This is a genomic window from Stenotrophomonas sp. LMG 10879 (assembly GCF_002750935.1).
GTDB classification, from domain to species: domain Bacteria; phylum Pseudomonadota; class Gammaproteobacteria; order Xanthomonadales; family Xanthomonadaceae; genus Stenotrophomonas; species Stenotrophomonas lactitubi_B.
This window is the reverse complement of sequence record NZ_PEJT01000013.1, coordinates 52,201-65,897: the sequence shown is the minus strand read 5'-3', so window position 1 is coordinate 65,897 and position 13,697 is coordinate 52,201. Positions and strand designations below refer to the sequence as shown.

Below are 13,697 nucleotides of genomic sequence, written 5' to 3'. Positions count from 1 at the left end.
ATGGCTCCGGTTTCAACGGCAATGGCCGGCCTCCGGGCCGGTCCATTGCCCACGCCATTGCCAGGCAGGGGGCAATGGCGTGGGCAATGACCGCGGTGTCATCGACCACGTTTCCGTGGTTTTTTAAGACCGCACTTTGTAAACGATTTCAGGTCATTGGACGTTATGCTCTTTCATCGATCAGCCCACCGGAGGAACCGCGCCATGCAGGCACGCCACCTGATGACCGCCGCTGCGATGACCCTGGCCATCGCCGCCTGCAAACCGGCCCAGCAGGAGCCTGCCAAGCCGCGTCCGCCGGTGATCCTGATCGAGGCGGACGCACCGCCGCGGCCGATGAAGCCTGAGCTGCCGCCGCTGTTTGATGACATCGAGCGCCGCACCTTCCAGTTCTTCTGGGATACCACCAACGAGATCAACGGCCTGACTCCGGACCGCTATCCGTCGCGGCCGTTTGCCAGCATCGCCTCGGTCGGCTTCGCCCTGACCGCCTATCCGATCGGCATCGAGAACGGCTGGATCAGCCGCAACCAGGCGATCGACCGCACCTTGACCACCCTGAAGTTCTTCCGTGATGTGCCGATGGGCCCGCAGCGCACCGGCAAGGCCGGCTACAAGGGCTTCTACTACCACTTCCTGGACATGCAGGAAGGGCGCCGCTACGACAGCTGGGTGGAACTGTCCTCGGTGGACACCGCGCTGCTGATGATGGGCGTGCTGTTCGCCCAGTCGTACTACGACGGCGACGATCCGCGCGAGAAGGAAATCCGGCAGATCGCCGACACCCTGTACAAGCAGGTCGACTGGCCGTGGCTGCAGCAGCGTGCGCCGCTGATCTCGATGGGCTGGTTCCCCGAGAACGGCTTCATCGACCATGACTGGATGGGCTACAACGAGGCGATGATGGTCTACATCCTCGCCCTGGGTTCGCCCAGCCATCCGGTCAGCCCGGATGCGTGGACGGTGTGGACGCGGACCTACGACAACGACTGGGGTGTCTACCAGGGCCAGGAATACCTGTCCTTCGGCCCGCTGTTCGGCCACCAGTACAGCCACGTCTGGATCGATTTCCGCGACATCCAGGATGCCTACATGCGCGAGCGTGGCAGCACCTACTTCCTCAACAGCCGTTCGGCCGCGCTGGCCCAGCGAGAGTACGCCATCGCCAATCCGATGAACTGGAAGGAGTACGGCGAGAACGTGTGGGGCCTGACCGCCAGTGACGGTCCGCAGAACACCACCCAGGAATACCGCGGCGAGCAGCGCCAGTTCCGCCATTACTCATCACGCGGCGCAGGCCTGCGCGAGAATTTCGATGACGGCACGATCGCGCCAACCGCGGCGATCTCCTCGGTCGTGTTCGCGCCTGAGGAAGTGATCCCGGCCACGCTGGAGATGCACAAGCGCTACGGCGACTACATCTACTCCAGCTACGGCTTCCTGGATTCGTTCAATCCCAGTTTCAACTACGACATCCCGATCAAGACCGGGCGCGTGGTGCCCGATCGCGGCTGGGTCGCCAGCGACTACATCGCCATCGACCAGGGCCCGATCCTGACCATGATCGCCAACTACCGCAACGACTTCGTCTGGGATGTGATGAAGAAGAACCCGTACATCCGCAAGGGCCTGGAACGGGCGGGCTTCAGTGGTGGCTGGCTGGCGCCGGAAGGTTCCTTCCAGCCGCTGGAGCTGCAGAAGGATGAGAAGGCCGCAGCAGCACGTGCGGTCGGTATCGCTGAATCACGTGCGGCCGCCGCGCAGGAACAGAAAAACAATGCCAACCGCAACACCGGCCAGGGGAAGTAACAAGGTGCACGACTGGAAACACCGCCTGCGACGCTGGGCATTGCCTGCACTGGCCGCGCTGGCCATCGCCGGCTGTGCCCGCCAGGAGCAGGGCACCACCACCGTGCGCTTCTGGGCGATGGGGCGCGAGGCCGAAGTGGTCAGCGAGCTGATCCACGAATTCGAAGCGGAGAACCCCGGCATCAAGGTCGATGTGCAGAACATCCCGTGGACGGCCGCGCACGAAAAGCTGCTGACCGCGTTCGCTGCCGATGGCCTGCCCGACGTGTGCCAGCTCGGCAACACCTGGGTGCCCGAATTCGCCGAACTCAACGCGCTGACGCCGCTGCAGCCGTTCGTGCGGCGCTCGACCGTGGTCGATCCGAAGGACTATTTCCAGGGCATCTGGGATACCAACGTGATCCACGACGAGCTGGTCGGCGTGCCGTGGTACGTCGATACCCGCCTGATCTACTACCGCAAGGACCTGTTGGCCAAGGCCGGCTTCGACCACCCGCCGCGCACCTGGGCGGAATGGAACGAGCAGATGGCCGCGATCAAGCGCATGCAGGGCCCGAACCGCTATGCGGTGCTGATGCCGATCAACGAGTTCGAGCAGCAGCTGTCGCTGGCGCTGCAGCAGCCGGACCCGCTGCTGCGTGATGACGACACCCGTGGCAATTTCTCCAGCCCTGGCTTCCGTCGCACGCTCGGTTTCTACGCCAACATGTTCGAGCAGGGCTGGGCGCCGAAGATGTCCGAGACGCAGATCTCCAACGTCTGGGATGAATTCTTCCGCGGCTTCAACGTGTTCTACATCTCCGGCCCCTGGAACATCCGCGAGTTCAAGAAGCTGCAGCCGAAGGAACTGGAAGGAAAGTGGGGCACCGCCGCATTGCCTGGCCCTGAGGGTCCGGGCGCGGGCATCGCCGGTGGCACCAGCCTGGTGATCTTCCGCAAGTCGCAGCAGAAGGAAGCCTCCTGGAAGCTGATCGAGTTCCTGTCGCGGCCGGCAATCCAGGCGCGCTTCCACGCGATCATCGGCGACCTGCCGCCGCGCCGCAGCACCTGGAACGCGCCGTCGCTGGCCAACGATCCGCTTGCCGCCGCGTTCCGCGACCAGCTGGAGCGGGTCAAGCCGACCCCGAAGGTGCTCGAATGGGAGCGTATCGTGCAGGAAATGCGCATCGTCACCGAACAGGTGGTGCGCGGTGGCCTGCCGCAGGACAAGGCCGTGGCCGAACTGGACCAGCGCGTGGACAAGGTGCTGGCCAAGCGTCGCTGGATGCATGAACAACAACGCCTGCAGCGCAGCGCACCCCCCTCGGGTTCGACCAGTGCAGTCGCGGCCGGGAGCCCGCAATGAAACGTTCTTCCCTTGCCGGCTGGATCTTCGCCGGCCCCTCGCTGATCGTGCTTGGTGTGTTCTTCGGCCTGCCGGTGGCCTCGGCGCTGGCGCTGAGCGTGACCGACTTCGACCTGTACGCGCTGGCCGACAGCAGCAACCTGCGCTTCGTGGGCCTCGGCAACTACATCGACCTGCTGCAGACGCCGATGTTCTGGAAGTCGCTGTGGAACACCACGTATTTCGTGGTGATCGGCGTGCCGCTGTCGATCGGTGTGTCGCTGGGCGCGGCGATGCTGCTCAATGCCCCGGCGGCGCGCTTCAAGGCGCTGTTCCGCACCGCGCTGTTCGCGCCGGTGGTGACCACGCTGGTGGCAGTGGCGGTGATCTGGCGCTACCTGTTCCACACCAGCTACGGCCTGGTGAATTACGGCCTCGGCCACCTGGGCGTCAGTCCGATCGACTGGCTGGGCGATCCCAACTGGGCGATGCCGACCATCATGCTGTTCGCGGTCTGGAAGAACTTCGGCTACAACATGGTGATCTTCCTGGCCGGCCTGCAGGCGATCCCGCATGACCTGTACGAGGCCGCGCGCATCGACGGCGCCTCGCGCTGGAAGCAGTTCCTGCACATCACCCTGCCGATGCTCGGCCCGGTGCTGCTGGTGGTCGGGGTGATCACCGTGTCCGGTTACTTCCAGCTGTTTGCAGAACCTTACGTGATGACCCGCGGCGATCCACTGCAGAGCACCGTCAGCGTGCTGTATTTCATGTTCGAGGAAGGCTTCAAGTGGTGGAACCTGGGACGCGCCTCGGCTGTGGCGTTCCTGCTGTTCCTGATCATCCTGGCGGTGACCACCGTGATGCTGCGCTTTGGCCGCAAGAGGCAGTTGGTATGAGTCGTGAAATCGGCCAGTCACGCTGGCACCCGTGGATGATCAACGGCGCGCTGCTGGTGCTGGCCCTGGTCAGCCTGGCACCGTTGCTGTGGATGCTGTCGGTCTCGTTCATGCCGCAGGGCGAGGCGACGCATTTCCCGCCGCCGCTGTTGCCGTCCAGCATCACCACGCACAACTACACGGAGCTGTTCGCGCGTACCGGCATGGGCGGCAACTTCGCCAACAGCCTGCTGGTGTCGCTGGCGATCACCCTCGGTTCGCTGCTGCTCAACACGATGGCCGGTTACGCCTTCGCCAAGCTCAACTTCGCCGGCCGTGAGCGCCTGTTCCAGGTGCTGATGGCGGCGCTGGTGATCCCGGCGCAGGTGGCGATGCTGCCGCTGTTCCTGCTGATGAAGCAGCTGGGCCTGGTCAACAGCTTCGGCGGCGTGATCGTGCCGGCGCTGGCCAGCGTGTTCGGCATCTTCCTGGTGCGCCAGTACGCCCGCTCGATTCCCGATGAGCTGCTGGAAGCCGCACGCATCGACGGGGCAGGGGAGCTGCGGATCTTCTTCCAGATCGTGCTGCCGATGTTGAAGCCGGTGCTGGTGACGCTGGCGATCTTCACCTTCATGGGCGCCTGGAACGATTTCATGTGGCCGCTGATCGTGTTGACCGACCAGGAGCACTACACTTTGCCGGTGGCGCTGGCCACCCTCTCGCGCGAACACATCATGGACGTGGAAATGATGATGGCCGGCGCGGTGGTCACCGTGGTCCCGGTGCTGGCGCTGTTCCTGGTGCTGCAGCGGTACTACATCCAAGGATTGTTGCTGGGGAGCGTGAAGGGATGAAGCGTGCGATCGCCGTTGGACTGGGCCTGTTGTGGTCTTCCCTGGCGATCGCCGCACCACCGGCGCTGCCCGCGCCGAAGGTGCTGGATGATTTCGACGACATCAGCGCATGGAAGCTGGTGTTGTCCGACCAGGTCAGCGGCTCGCTGCGGCCGGTCAGTGGCGCCGGCGGTGGCCGCGCGCTGTGCCTGGATTATGACTTCCATGAGGTCTCCGGCTACGTCGGCATCCGTCGCCCACTGAACATCGAGTACCCGGCCAACTACCGTTTCGGTTTCCAGCTGCGCGGTGATTCGCCGGCCAACGACCTGCAGTTCAAGCTGATCGACGCCAGCGGCGACAACGTGTGGTGGGTCAACCGCCCCGGCTACGCTTTCCCGAAGGCGTGGACGCCGGTGGAGTACCGCCGCCGACAGATCGACAAGGCCTGGGGGCCATCGCCAGAGAAGGACATGGCGCGCAGCGCGTCGATGGAATTCACGATCTACAGCAAGGTCGGCGGCCGTGGCACGGTGTGCTTCGACAAGCTGACCCTGCAGGGCCTGCCCGCGCAGGATGATTCGGCGCTGCGGCCCTCGGTGATCGCCGATACCGCAACCGCGCTGCAGGACCGGATGATCGACGGCAAGTCCGATACCTTCTGGATCAGTGGCGGGGTCAAGCAGCAGACCATCAGCCTGGACCTGCACAAGAGCCGCGAGATCGGCGGTGCGGTGATCGACTGGCTGCCGGACCTGGAAGCGAACCGCTATACCGTGCGCACCTCCGAGGACGGTCGTGACTGGCGTACCGTGCGCGAAGTGACCGCTGGTGCCGGAGGCCGCGACTGGTTGGCACTGCCCGACACCGATGCGCGCTACGTCCGTTTCGACCTGCAGGGCGGACCGAACTGGCGCTACGGCATCCGTGACATCACCCTGAAGCCGCTGGCGTTTGCTGCCACTCCCAATGCCTTCCTGTCCTCGGTGGCGGCCGACCTGCCGCGTGGCACATTGCCGCGCGCCTACGTCGGCGAGCAGCCGTACTGGACCCTGTTGGGCCTGGACGGTGGCCAGGAACAGGCGTTGATCAGTGAGGACGGCGCACTGGAGCCGGCCAAGGGCAGCTTCAGCATCGAGCCGTTCATCCGCCTCGACGGCAAGCTGCTGGATTGGGCCGACGTTGCCATCACCCAGTCGCTGCAGGATCGCTACCTGCCGATCGCCACGGTCGACTGGGTGCACGAGAAGGCCGGCCTGTCGGTGACCAGCTTCGTGCAGGGCACGCCCGAACGCGCGCAGCTGATCGGGCGCTACCGGTTGAGCAACCCGGACAAGGTCGCGCACGAATACACCCTGGCACTGGCGATCCGCCCGTGGCAGGTCAATCCGCCCACCCAGTTCCTCAACACGGTGGGCGGCTTCAGCCGCATCGACAGCCTGGACGTGGGCGAGCAGCTGGTGCGCATCAATGGCGAACCGCGGCTGTATCCCCTGCAGGTGCCGGATGCGCGCTTTGCCAGCAGTTTCGACGGCAAGCTGGATGCGATGCACCTGGCCAGCGGCAAGCTGCCCGCCACCACCGCCGTGAAGGATCCGACCGGCATGGCGTCCGGCGCGCTCCTGTACACGATCAAGCTCGAACCCGGGCAGAGCCGCGAGGTGGCGATCGTGCTGCCGCAGACCGGCAGCTGGGCGCCGCAGGCGCTGGACGTGGCCAAGGCACAGCAGCAGGTTGCGGCAATGTGGCGCGACAAGCTGGGTGCTGTGACCATGCAGGTGCCGGCTGCCGGCCAACCGCTGGTGGAAACCCTGCGCACCGCGGTGGCGCACATGCTGATCTCGCGTGTCGGCCCGCGCCTGCAGCCGGGTACGCGCTCGTACGCGCGCAGCTGGATCCGCGATGGCGCGATGATCTCCGAAGGCCTGCTGCGGATGGGCCGCAGCGATGCCGTGCGCGACTACGTGACGTGGTACGCGCCCTATCAGTTTGAAAACGGCAAGGTGCCGTGCTGCGTCGATGCGCGTGGCAGTGACCCTGTGCCGGAAAACGACAGTCACGGCGAATTGATCTACAACATCGCCGAATACGGCCGTTACACCGGCGACAGCGCCTTCCTCGAGCAGATGTGGCCGCATGTGCTGGGCGCCTACAGCTACATGGAACAACTGCGGGGCAGCGAGCGCACCGAGGAGAACCGTGCGCGCAATCCTGCCTTCTACGGGATGATGCCGGCCTCGATCAGCCACGAGGGCTATTCGGCCAAGCCGATGCATTCGTACTGGGACAACTTCTGGGCGCTGCGTGGTTACAAGGACGCCGCGCAGCTGGCGGCGCAGCTGGGCAAGGTCGAGGCGATGCAGATCAGCGAATCGCGCGATCAGTTCCGTGATGACCTGCAAGCCTCGCTGCTGGCGGCCATGCAGCAGCATCGCATCGACTACCTGCCGGGTTCGGCCGAGCTGGGTGACTTCGACGCCACCTCCACCACGATTGCGTTGGCACCGGGCGGCGAGCAGGGGCGGTTGCCGCAGGAGGCGCTGGACGCAACCTTCCAGCGCTACTGGAACGAATTCGTCGCGCGCCGCGATGGCAAGCGCGAATGGAAGGACTACACGCCGTACGAATGGCGCAACGTCGCCGCGTTCGTGCGCCTGGGCTGGCGTGATCGTGCCTGGCAGGCCACCGAATTCTTCTTCAAGGATCGCGCGCCGCAGGCCTGGAACCAGTGGGCCGAGGTGGTCTCGCGTACGCCGCGCAAGCCGTTCTTCGTGGGTGACCTGCCGCATGCCTGGGTGGCATCGGACTTTGTCCGTTCGGCGCTGGACATGTTCGCCTACAACCGCGATGCGGATGAGGCGCTGGTGCTCGCTGCCGGTATCCCGGTGGCGTGGCTGCAGGGCGAGGGCATCGCCGTGCAGGGCCTGCGCACGCCGCAGGGCCAGCTCAACTATCGCCTGCAGCGCAGCGACAAGCAGCTGGTGCTGGAAGTGCAGCCGGGCCTGGTGCCGCCGGCCGGCGGCGTGGTGCTGCCATGGCCGTATGCAGGCGAACCCGGCCAGGCGACGGTCAATGGCGAGACGGTGGAATGGATCAACAACGAGCTGCATGTGCACCAGTTGCCGGCACGGGTCGAGATCGATGTGCCCAGCGCAGTGCGCCGCGCCGAACGCAAAGGGCAGTAACCATGCGTCAACCGATCGGGATCGGCCGCCGTCTCTGCGTGCTGGGGCTGGCGATCGCGCTGGCCCTGCCCGGATTGGCGGCAGCCGCCGTGCCGGCCAGCACCGCCGATGCGGCCACAGCGGTCGGCGAGCCCGGAATGAGCATGGTGACGTTCAACCTGCACCACGACCGCGAGGACTGGCCCAGCCGTCGCCGCACGATCGTGGCTGAGCTCAAGCGCCTGCAGCCCGATGCCATCGCGTTGCAGGAAGTGATCCAGAAGCGCAACGTGCGCAACCAGGCGCAGTGGCTGGCCAGCCAGCTCGGTTACCGCTACGTATTCGTGTCCACCGATCCGGTGGGAGCGCCCAAGCGCTACGGCAATGCGCTGCTGACCCGGCGCCCGATCCTGGCCCGTGGCGAGCACCTGCTGCTGCCACTGGATGACTACCGCACCGTGGCCCATCTGCGCATCGACGTGGACGGTCAGCCGGTCAATGTCTATGCCACCCATCTCAACGAGCGCAGTGACGACGCCGGCCAGCGCGTCCGCCGCAGCCAGGTCGAGGACCTGCTGCGTTTCATTGCCGGCAGCGCTGCGGGTGCGCCGGTGGTGATTGCCGGCGACTTCAATGCACTGGTCGATGCCAGCGATCTGAGCGAGCTGCGCAGCCACTACGGCGACAGCTACGGCAGCGTGCACGTCAACACCGACCTGGCCGGTGTCAGTACGCTCAACCGACACTACTACCAGGCACCGTCGCGGATCGACCACATCTTCTTCCAGCAGGACCAGATGGTCGCGCGCGAAGCGAAGATCCTGTTCGACCAGCCGGATGACGGCGGCCGTTGGGCCTCGGATCACTACGGGGTGTGGACCCGGCTGCAGTTCGCGCCGAAACCCTGATATCGGCGTGGCGCGCTGACGCGTCCGGCGTTCGCTACGGTATTTGATACGTCACAAACGGAAACGGCGGGGATCATCGATCCCCGCCGTTTCGTTGTTGCCGATAAACGATGGATCAGGCGGCAGGCGGCGTGCGCTTGCCAGCGTCCTCGTCTTCTTCCGAGGCCTGCGCGTCGGCGGCCTGTGCGGCAGCGTCGGCGTGGCCATCAGCGATCGGGTCGACCGCCGCCGGCACGACCGGATCGGCGACCGGTGCAGCGGTTTCCACCGGTGCGGCTTCGACAGCCACCGGGGTTGCCGGCTGCTCGACGACCGGGGCGACTTCAACCTCGGCCTTCGGTTCGACCACCGGAGCGGCTTCAACCACCGGCGCAACGTCAGCCACCACCGGCTTCGGCTCCGCCACCGGTGCGGCTTCGATTACCGCAGTCGGTTCAGCGACCGGAGCTGCTTCGATCGCAGCGGCAGCCTCGACCACCGGCGGCTTCACCTCGCTCACCGCCGCTGCTTCGGGCGCCGGCTGTACCGGCGTCGCTGCATCGATGGCATCCAGCATGCTGGTCTGCACCGGCGACGGGGTCGGTTCGACCTTGGCGACGGCTTCCAGCGGAGCCGGGGTCTGCACCGCGGCGGCGACCGGAGCGGCTGCTTCGACCACGGCGCTGCTCACGGCAGCGACCGGGGCAACCGCGGCGGCTACCGCAACCGGTGCACGTGCCGGCTTGCCGGCATCAACGGCGGCCGGCTCGACTTCGTCATCGAAATCGAATTCCGGCTGCGAACGCGACGGCTGCACGGCGGCAACCGGGGTGTTCACCGAAGCCTGTGCAGCCTGCTCGGCGGAATCGCCGTCGTTGTCGTCGCCCTCGGCATCATCGCCGTCGTCCAGATCATCACCCAGCGCGTCGCCGCCTGCGGCGTTCTCGGCACCACCACGACGACGACGACGACCACCGCGACGGCCGCGACGACGGCGGGTTGCGCCTTCGCCGGTCTGATCGCCTGCTGCATCGGTCGTTGCGTCTTCGACAGCTCCGGTCGCAACCACGACCTCGGCATCGGTCGACGCGACGGTATCCACCGCGGCGACAGTGCCGACCACGTTTTCAGTGGCAACGGCGGGTGCCAGTGCCTTCTCTTCCTGCGCGACGGCCGTGGCGGCAACTGCAGTCGTGGTGGCCACGGCAGCAGCTGCGGTCACCACATCAGCCGGGGCTTCGGCAGCGGCACGCTGCGGCTTCTCGGCCGGCTTGTCAGCGTCCTGCGGACGCGGCTGCTTCGGCTGCTTCAGCTTCGGCTGCTGCTGGCCCTGGCCCTGTTCGTTGCGCGGCTTGTTCTGCTGCTGCGGCTGGGCATCCTTCTGCTTGCCCTGCTGCTGCGGCTGCTGCTGGCCATTGCCATTGCCATTGGCGGGGTTGCCGCCGTTGCCGCCCTGGCGGCCATCCTTGCGCTGCTCACCGCGGTCCTTGCGGTTGCCGCCGTCCTTCTGCTGCTGCGCATTGCCATTGCCGCCGTTGCCGCGGCTGTCTTCGCGGCGGTCCTTGCGGTCCTTGTTGCGATCCTTGTTGCGGTCACGGCGGCCGCCATCCTGCGGCTGGCGCGCGGCCGGAGCCGGGGCCGGGGCAGGAGCGGGCTCGCCGCCAAAGATGCGCTTCAGCCAACCCACCACGCCACCGCTGGCGGCAGCAGCCGGGGCCGCTGCGGCCACCGGTGCCGGTGCCGGGGCAGCGACCGGCTCCACTTCCTCGCGCACCGGGGCGGGCGAGTTGTGCTTGACCTGGGTCACCGTCGGCGGCGGGATGTTCAGCTGGCCCTTGGTCAGCGCGTGCACCGGCAGCTTGCGCGGGGTGCCACGCTGGTAGCTCGGCTTGCCGCTTTCCTCGCCCAGTTCGTTGTCGCGCAGGCGGGTGACGGTGTAATGCGGGGTGTGCAGCTGCTCGTCGGCGACGATCACGATCGGCGCCTCGTGGCGCTTCTCGATTTCGCCCAGCGCGCCGCGCTTCTCGTTCAGCAGGTAATTGGCGATCTCCACCGGGGCCTGTACCAGCACCTGCCCGGTGTTCTCCTTCATCGCATGCTCTTCAGCGACGCGGATGATCGACAGCGACAGCGACTCGACGCTGCGCATGCGGCCATGGCCGTCGCAACGCGGGCAGACGATCTGGCTGGACTCGCCCAGGCTCGGGCGCAGGCGCTGGCGGCTCATTTCCAGCAGGCCGAAGCGCGAGATGCGGCCGACCTGCACGCGTGCACGGTCGTACTTCAGCGCGTTCGCCAGGCGGTTCTCGACCTCGCGCTGGTGCTTGTTGGAGGCCATGTCGATGAAGTCGATCACCACCAGGCCGCCGAGGTCACGCAGGCGCAGCTGGCGGGCCACTTCCTCGGCCGCTTCCAGGTTGGTCTGGAACGCGGTGTCCTCGATGTCGCTGCCCTTGGTGGCGCGCGAGGAGTTGACGTCGACGGCCGTCAGCGCTTCGGTCTGGTCGACCACGATCGAGCCGCCCGACGGCAGGCGCACGTTGCGCTCGTAGGCGCCTTCGATCTGCGATTCGATCTGGAAGCGGTTGAACAGCGGGATGTCGTCCTTGTAATGCTTGAGCTTGCGCAGGGTCTGCGGCATCACCTGCTGCATGAACTCCTTGGCGTGCTCGTACATCTCCTCGGTGTCCACCAGGATCTCGCCGATGTCGGCGCGCAGGTAGTCACGCAGGGCGCGGACGATCAGGCGCGATTCCTGGTAGATCAGGAACGGGGCCGGCTTGCTCAGGGCGGCTTCGGCGATGGCGCGCCAGACGTTCAGCAGGTAATCCAGATCCCACTGCAGCTCTTCCGCATCGCGGCCGACGCCGGCGGTACGGATGATGACGCCCATTTCGTCGGGAATGTTCAGCTTGTCCAGGGCGTCCTTCAGGGCAGCCCGGTCTTCACCCTCGATGCGACGGGAGACACCGCCGGCGCTGGGCGAATTCGGCATCAGCACCATGTAGCGGCCGGCCAGGGAGATGAACGTGGTCAGGGCAGCGCCCTTGTTGCCACGTTCTTCCTTGTCGACCTGGACGACGATTTCCTGGCCTTCCCGCAGCAGCTCGCGGATGCCGGCCTTGTTGTGGTCGACACCGGCCTGGAAGTAATCGCGGGAGATTTCCTTCAGCGGCAGGAAGCCATGGCGGCCGCCACCGTATTCAACGAAGGCCGCTTCCAGCGAGGGCTCGATGCGGAAGATCCGGCCCTTGTAGATGTTGGACTTCTTCTGTTCCTTGGACGGCTGCTCGATGTCGATGTCATACAACGACTGGCCATCCACGATGGCAACACGCAGCTCTTCAGCCTGTGTGGCGTTGATCAGCATTCGCTTCATTGTTGCGTTCCTCGCAAGCGGCTACCGCGCGGAACGCCATGGAGTTTCGCCTCTGGACACGGCTCGCCGCCCATTCGCGCAAGCGCGGGGAGGGCGGCTTGGGTTTCCAGCGCTACGACACCACGGCAGGCCGCGGGAGCGCTTCAATTTTCTGGTTTTGGGTGTTGCAGGGCCGGAGGCAGCTGTCAGCCAGGCTGGAGCGCCGCACGGGACATGTTCAGCGCGACTGCGTGTCAGGCAATCGGCGATGGCCGGGAACGCCGGTGAGCCGCTAACATGGCCGCCCCGCGGGCGGTGGTCGCGCACTGTGCCGGATTCGTCGGAAGCTGGGCTTCTGGCCCTGAGTAACTTCCAACGAAATCAATCCCTTATCTCGCCCCCCGAGTGTAACAGAATAAACAGGCTGATGACTGCACAAGACCCCACCAAGCCGGCCGGCGACAAGCCTTCCGTGCGCATGATCACCGTTCCGGCCGACCGCGCCGGCCAGCGCCTGGACAATTTCCTGCTCGGCCAGCTCAAGGGTGCCCCGCGCAGCCTGGTCTACAAGCTGGTCCGCAGCGGCCAGGTGCGCGTCAATGGCGGCCGCGCCAAGGCCGAGCGCAAGCTGGAGGCCGGCGACGAAGTGCGGATACCGCCCGTTCGTCTCACCGAAGAAGGAGACAAAGCCGGGCCGCCGGAGGCGTTCATGCGTCGGCTGGAGCAGGCCATCGTCTTCGAAGACGCCCGCCTACTGGCGCTGAACAAGCCGACTGGCGTCGCCAGTCATGGCGGCAGCGGCATCACCTTCGGCGCCATCGAGACCCTGCGTGCCCTGCGCCCCGGGCAGACCCTGGAGCTGGTCCACCGGCTGGACCGTGACACCTCTGGCCTGCTGATCGTCGCCAAGAAGCGTTCGGCGCTGAGCGAGCTGCAGGCGCTGCTGCGTGAAGACCACGGCTCTGGCATCCGCAAGCGCTATCTGACCCTGCTGGCCGGCCGCATGCCCGACGGCGTGATGACGGTCGACGCGCCGCTGCACGTCGGCCTGCGCCAGGGTGGCGAGCGCCACGTGCAGGTCAACGCGATCGGCAAGGAGTCGATCAGCCACTTCCGGGTGCTGGAGCGCAAGGGCGGTCATTCCTACTGCGAAGTGCGCATCGAAACCGGCCGCACCCACCAGATCCGCGTGCATGCCCAGCATCTGGGGCATCCGGTGGCCGGCGACGACAAATACGGCGATCCGGCAGTCAACAAGCGGCTTCGTGAGCAGATCGGGCTGAAGCGCCTGTTCCTGCATGCCGCGTCGCTGGAGTTCGCGCTGGACGACGGCAAGAGCCCGTATGTGCTGAGCGCGCCGCTGGCAGATGAGCTGGTCGAGGCGTTGGACAGACTCCGCTGACGGCAGTTCGGCGGCGCCGGGGGCTTGGTCGGTACCGTCGTT

At 66.2% G+C, this 13,697-nt stretch carries 8 protein-coding genes; 7 read left to right on the top strand and 1 reads right to left on the bottom strand.

The genetic code is table 11. From position 1 onward, the window contains the following. Positions 1–204 precede the first annotated feature (204 nt). Genes CR919_RS17935 through CR919_RS17910 form a run of 6 tightly spaced genes read left to right on the top strand, consistent with a single transcriptional unit; the run spans position 205 to position 8,916 of the window. Positions 205–1,809, top strand: coding sequence for a glucoamylase family protein (locus CR919_RS17935; RefSeq protein WP_099821170.1), 1,605 nt, complete (start codon positions 205–207; stop codon positions 1,807–1,809). 4 nt (positions 1,810–1,813) lie between these two features. After that, on the top strand, positions 1,814–3,154 hold the full coding sequence (locus tag CR919_RS17930) for a sugar ABC transporter substrate-binding protein (RefSeq protein ID WP_099821169.1): 1,341 nt from the start codon (positions 1,814–1,816) through the stop codon (positions 3,152–3,154). Continuing rightward, a complete protein-coding gene (locus tag CR919_RS17925; RefSeq protein WP_099821168.1) occupies positions 3,151–4,032 on the top strand; it encodes a sugar ABC transporter permease in 882 nt (293 codons plus the stop codon). The genes CR919_RS17930 and CR919_RS17925 overlap by 4 nt, the downstream gene beginning before the upstream one ends. Then, on the top strand, positions 4,029–4,865 hold the full coding sequence (locus CR919_RS17920) for a carbohydrate ABC transporter permease (protein WP_099821167.1): 837 nt from the start codon (positions 4,029–4,031) through the stop codon (positions 4,863–4,865). The genes CR919_RS17925 and CR919_RS17920 overlap by 4 nt, the downstream gene beginning before the upstream one ends. Then, positions 4,862–8,029, top strand: coding sequence for a discoidin domain-containing protein (locus tag CR919_RS17915; RefSeq protein ID WP_099821166.1), 3,168 nt, complete (start codon positions 4,862–4,864; stop codon positions 8,027–8,029). The genes CR919_RS17920 and CR919_RS17915 overlap by 4 nt, the downstream gene beginning before the upstream one ends. Before the next feature lie 2 nt (positions 8,030–8,031). Further along, a complete protein-coding gene (locus CR919_RS17910; RefSeq protein ID WP_099821165.1) occupies positions 8,032–8,916 on the top strand; it encodes an endonuclease/exonuclease/phosphatase family protein in 885 nt (294 codons plus the stop codon). A gap of 115 nt (positions 8,917–9,031) precedes the next feature. Here CR919_RS17910 and CR919_RS17905 read toward each other — a convergent pair whose 3' ends face one another. Further along, a complete protein-coding gene (locus tag CR919_RS17905) occupies positions 9,032–12,274 on the bottom strand; it encodes an Rne/Rng family ribonuclease (RefSeq protein WP_099821164.1) in 3,243 nt (1,080 codons plus the stop codon). A 406-nt stretch (positions 12,275–12,680) separates the two neighbouring features. Between CR919_RS17905 and CR919_RS17900 the strand changes: the two genes are divergently transcribed. After that, positions 12,681–13,655, top strand: coding sequence for an RluA family pseudouridine synthase (locus tag CR919_RS17900; protein ID WP_099821163.1), 975 nt, complete (start codon positions 12,681–12,683; stop codon positions 13,653–13,655). Positions 13,656–13,697 lie beyond the last annotated feature (42 nt).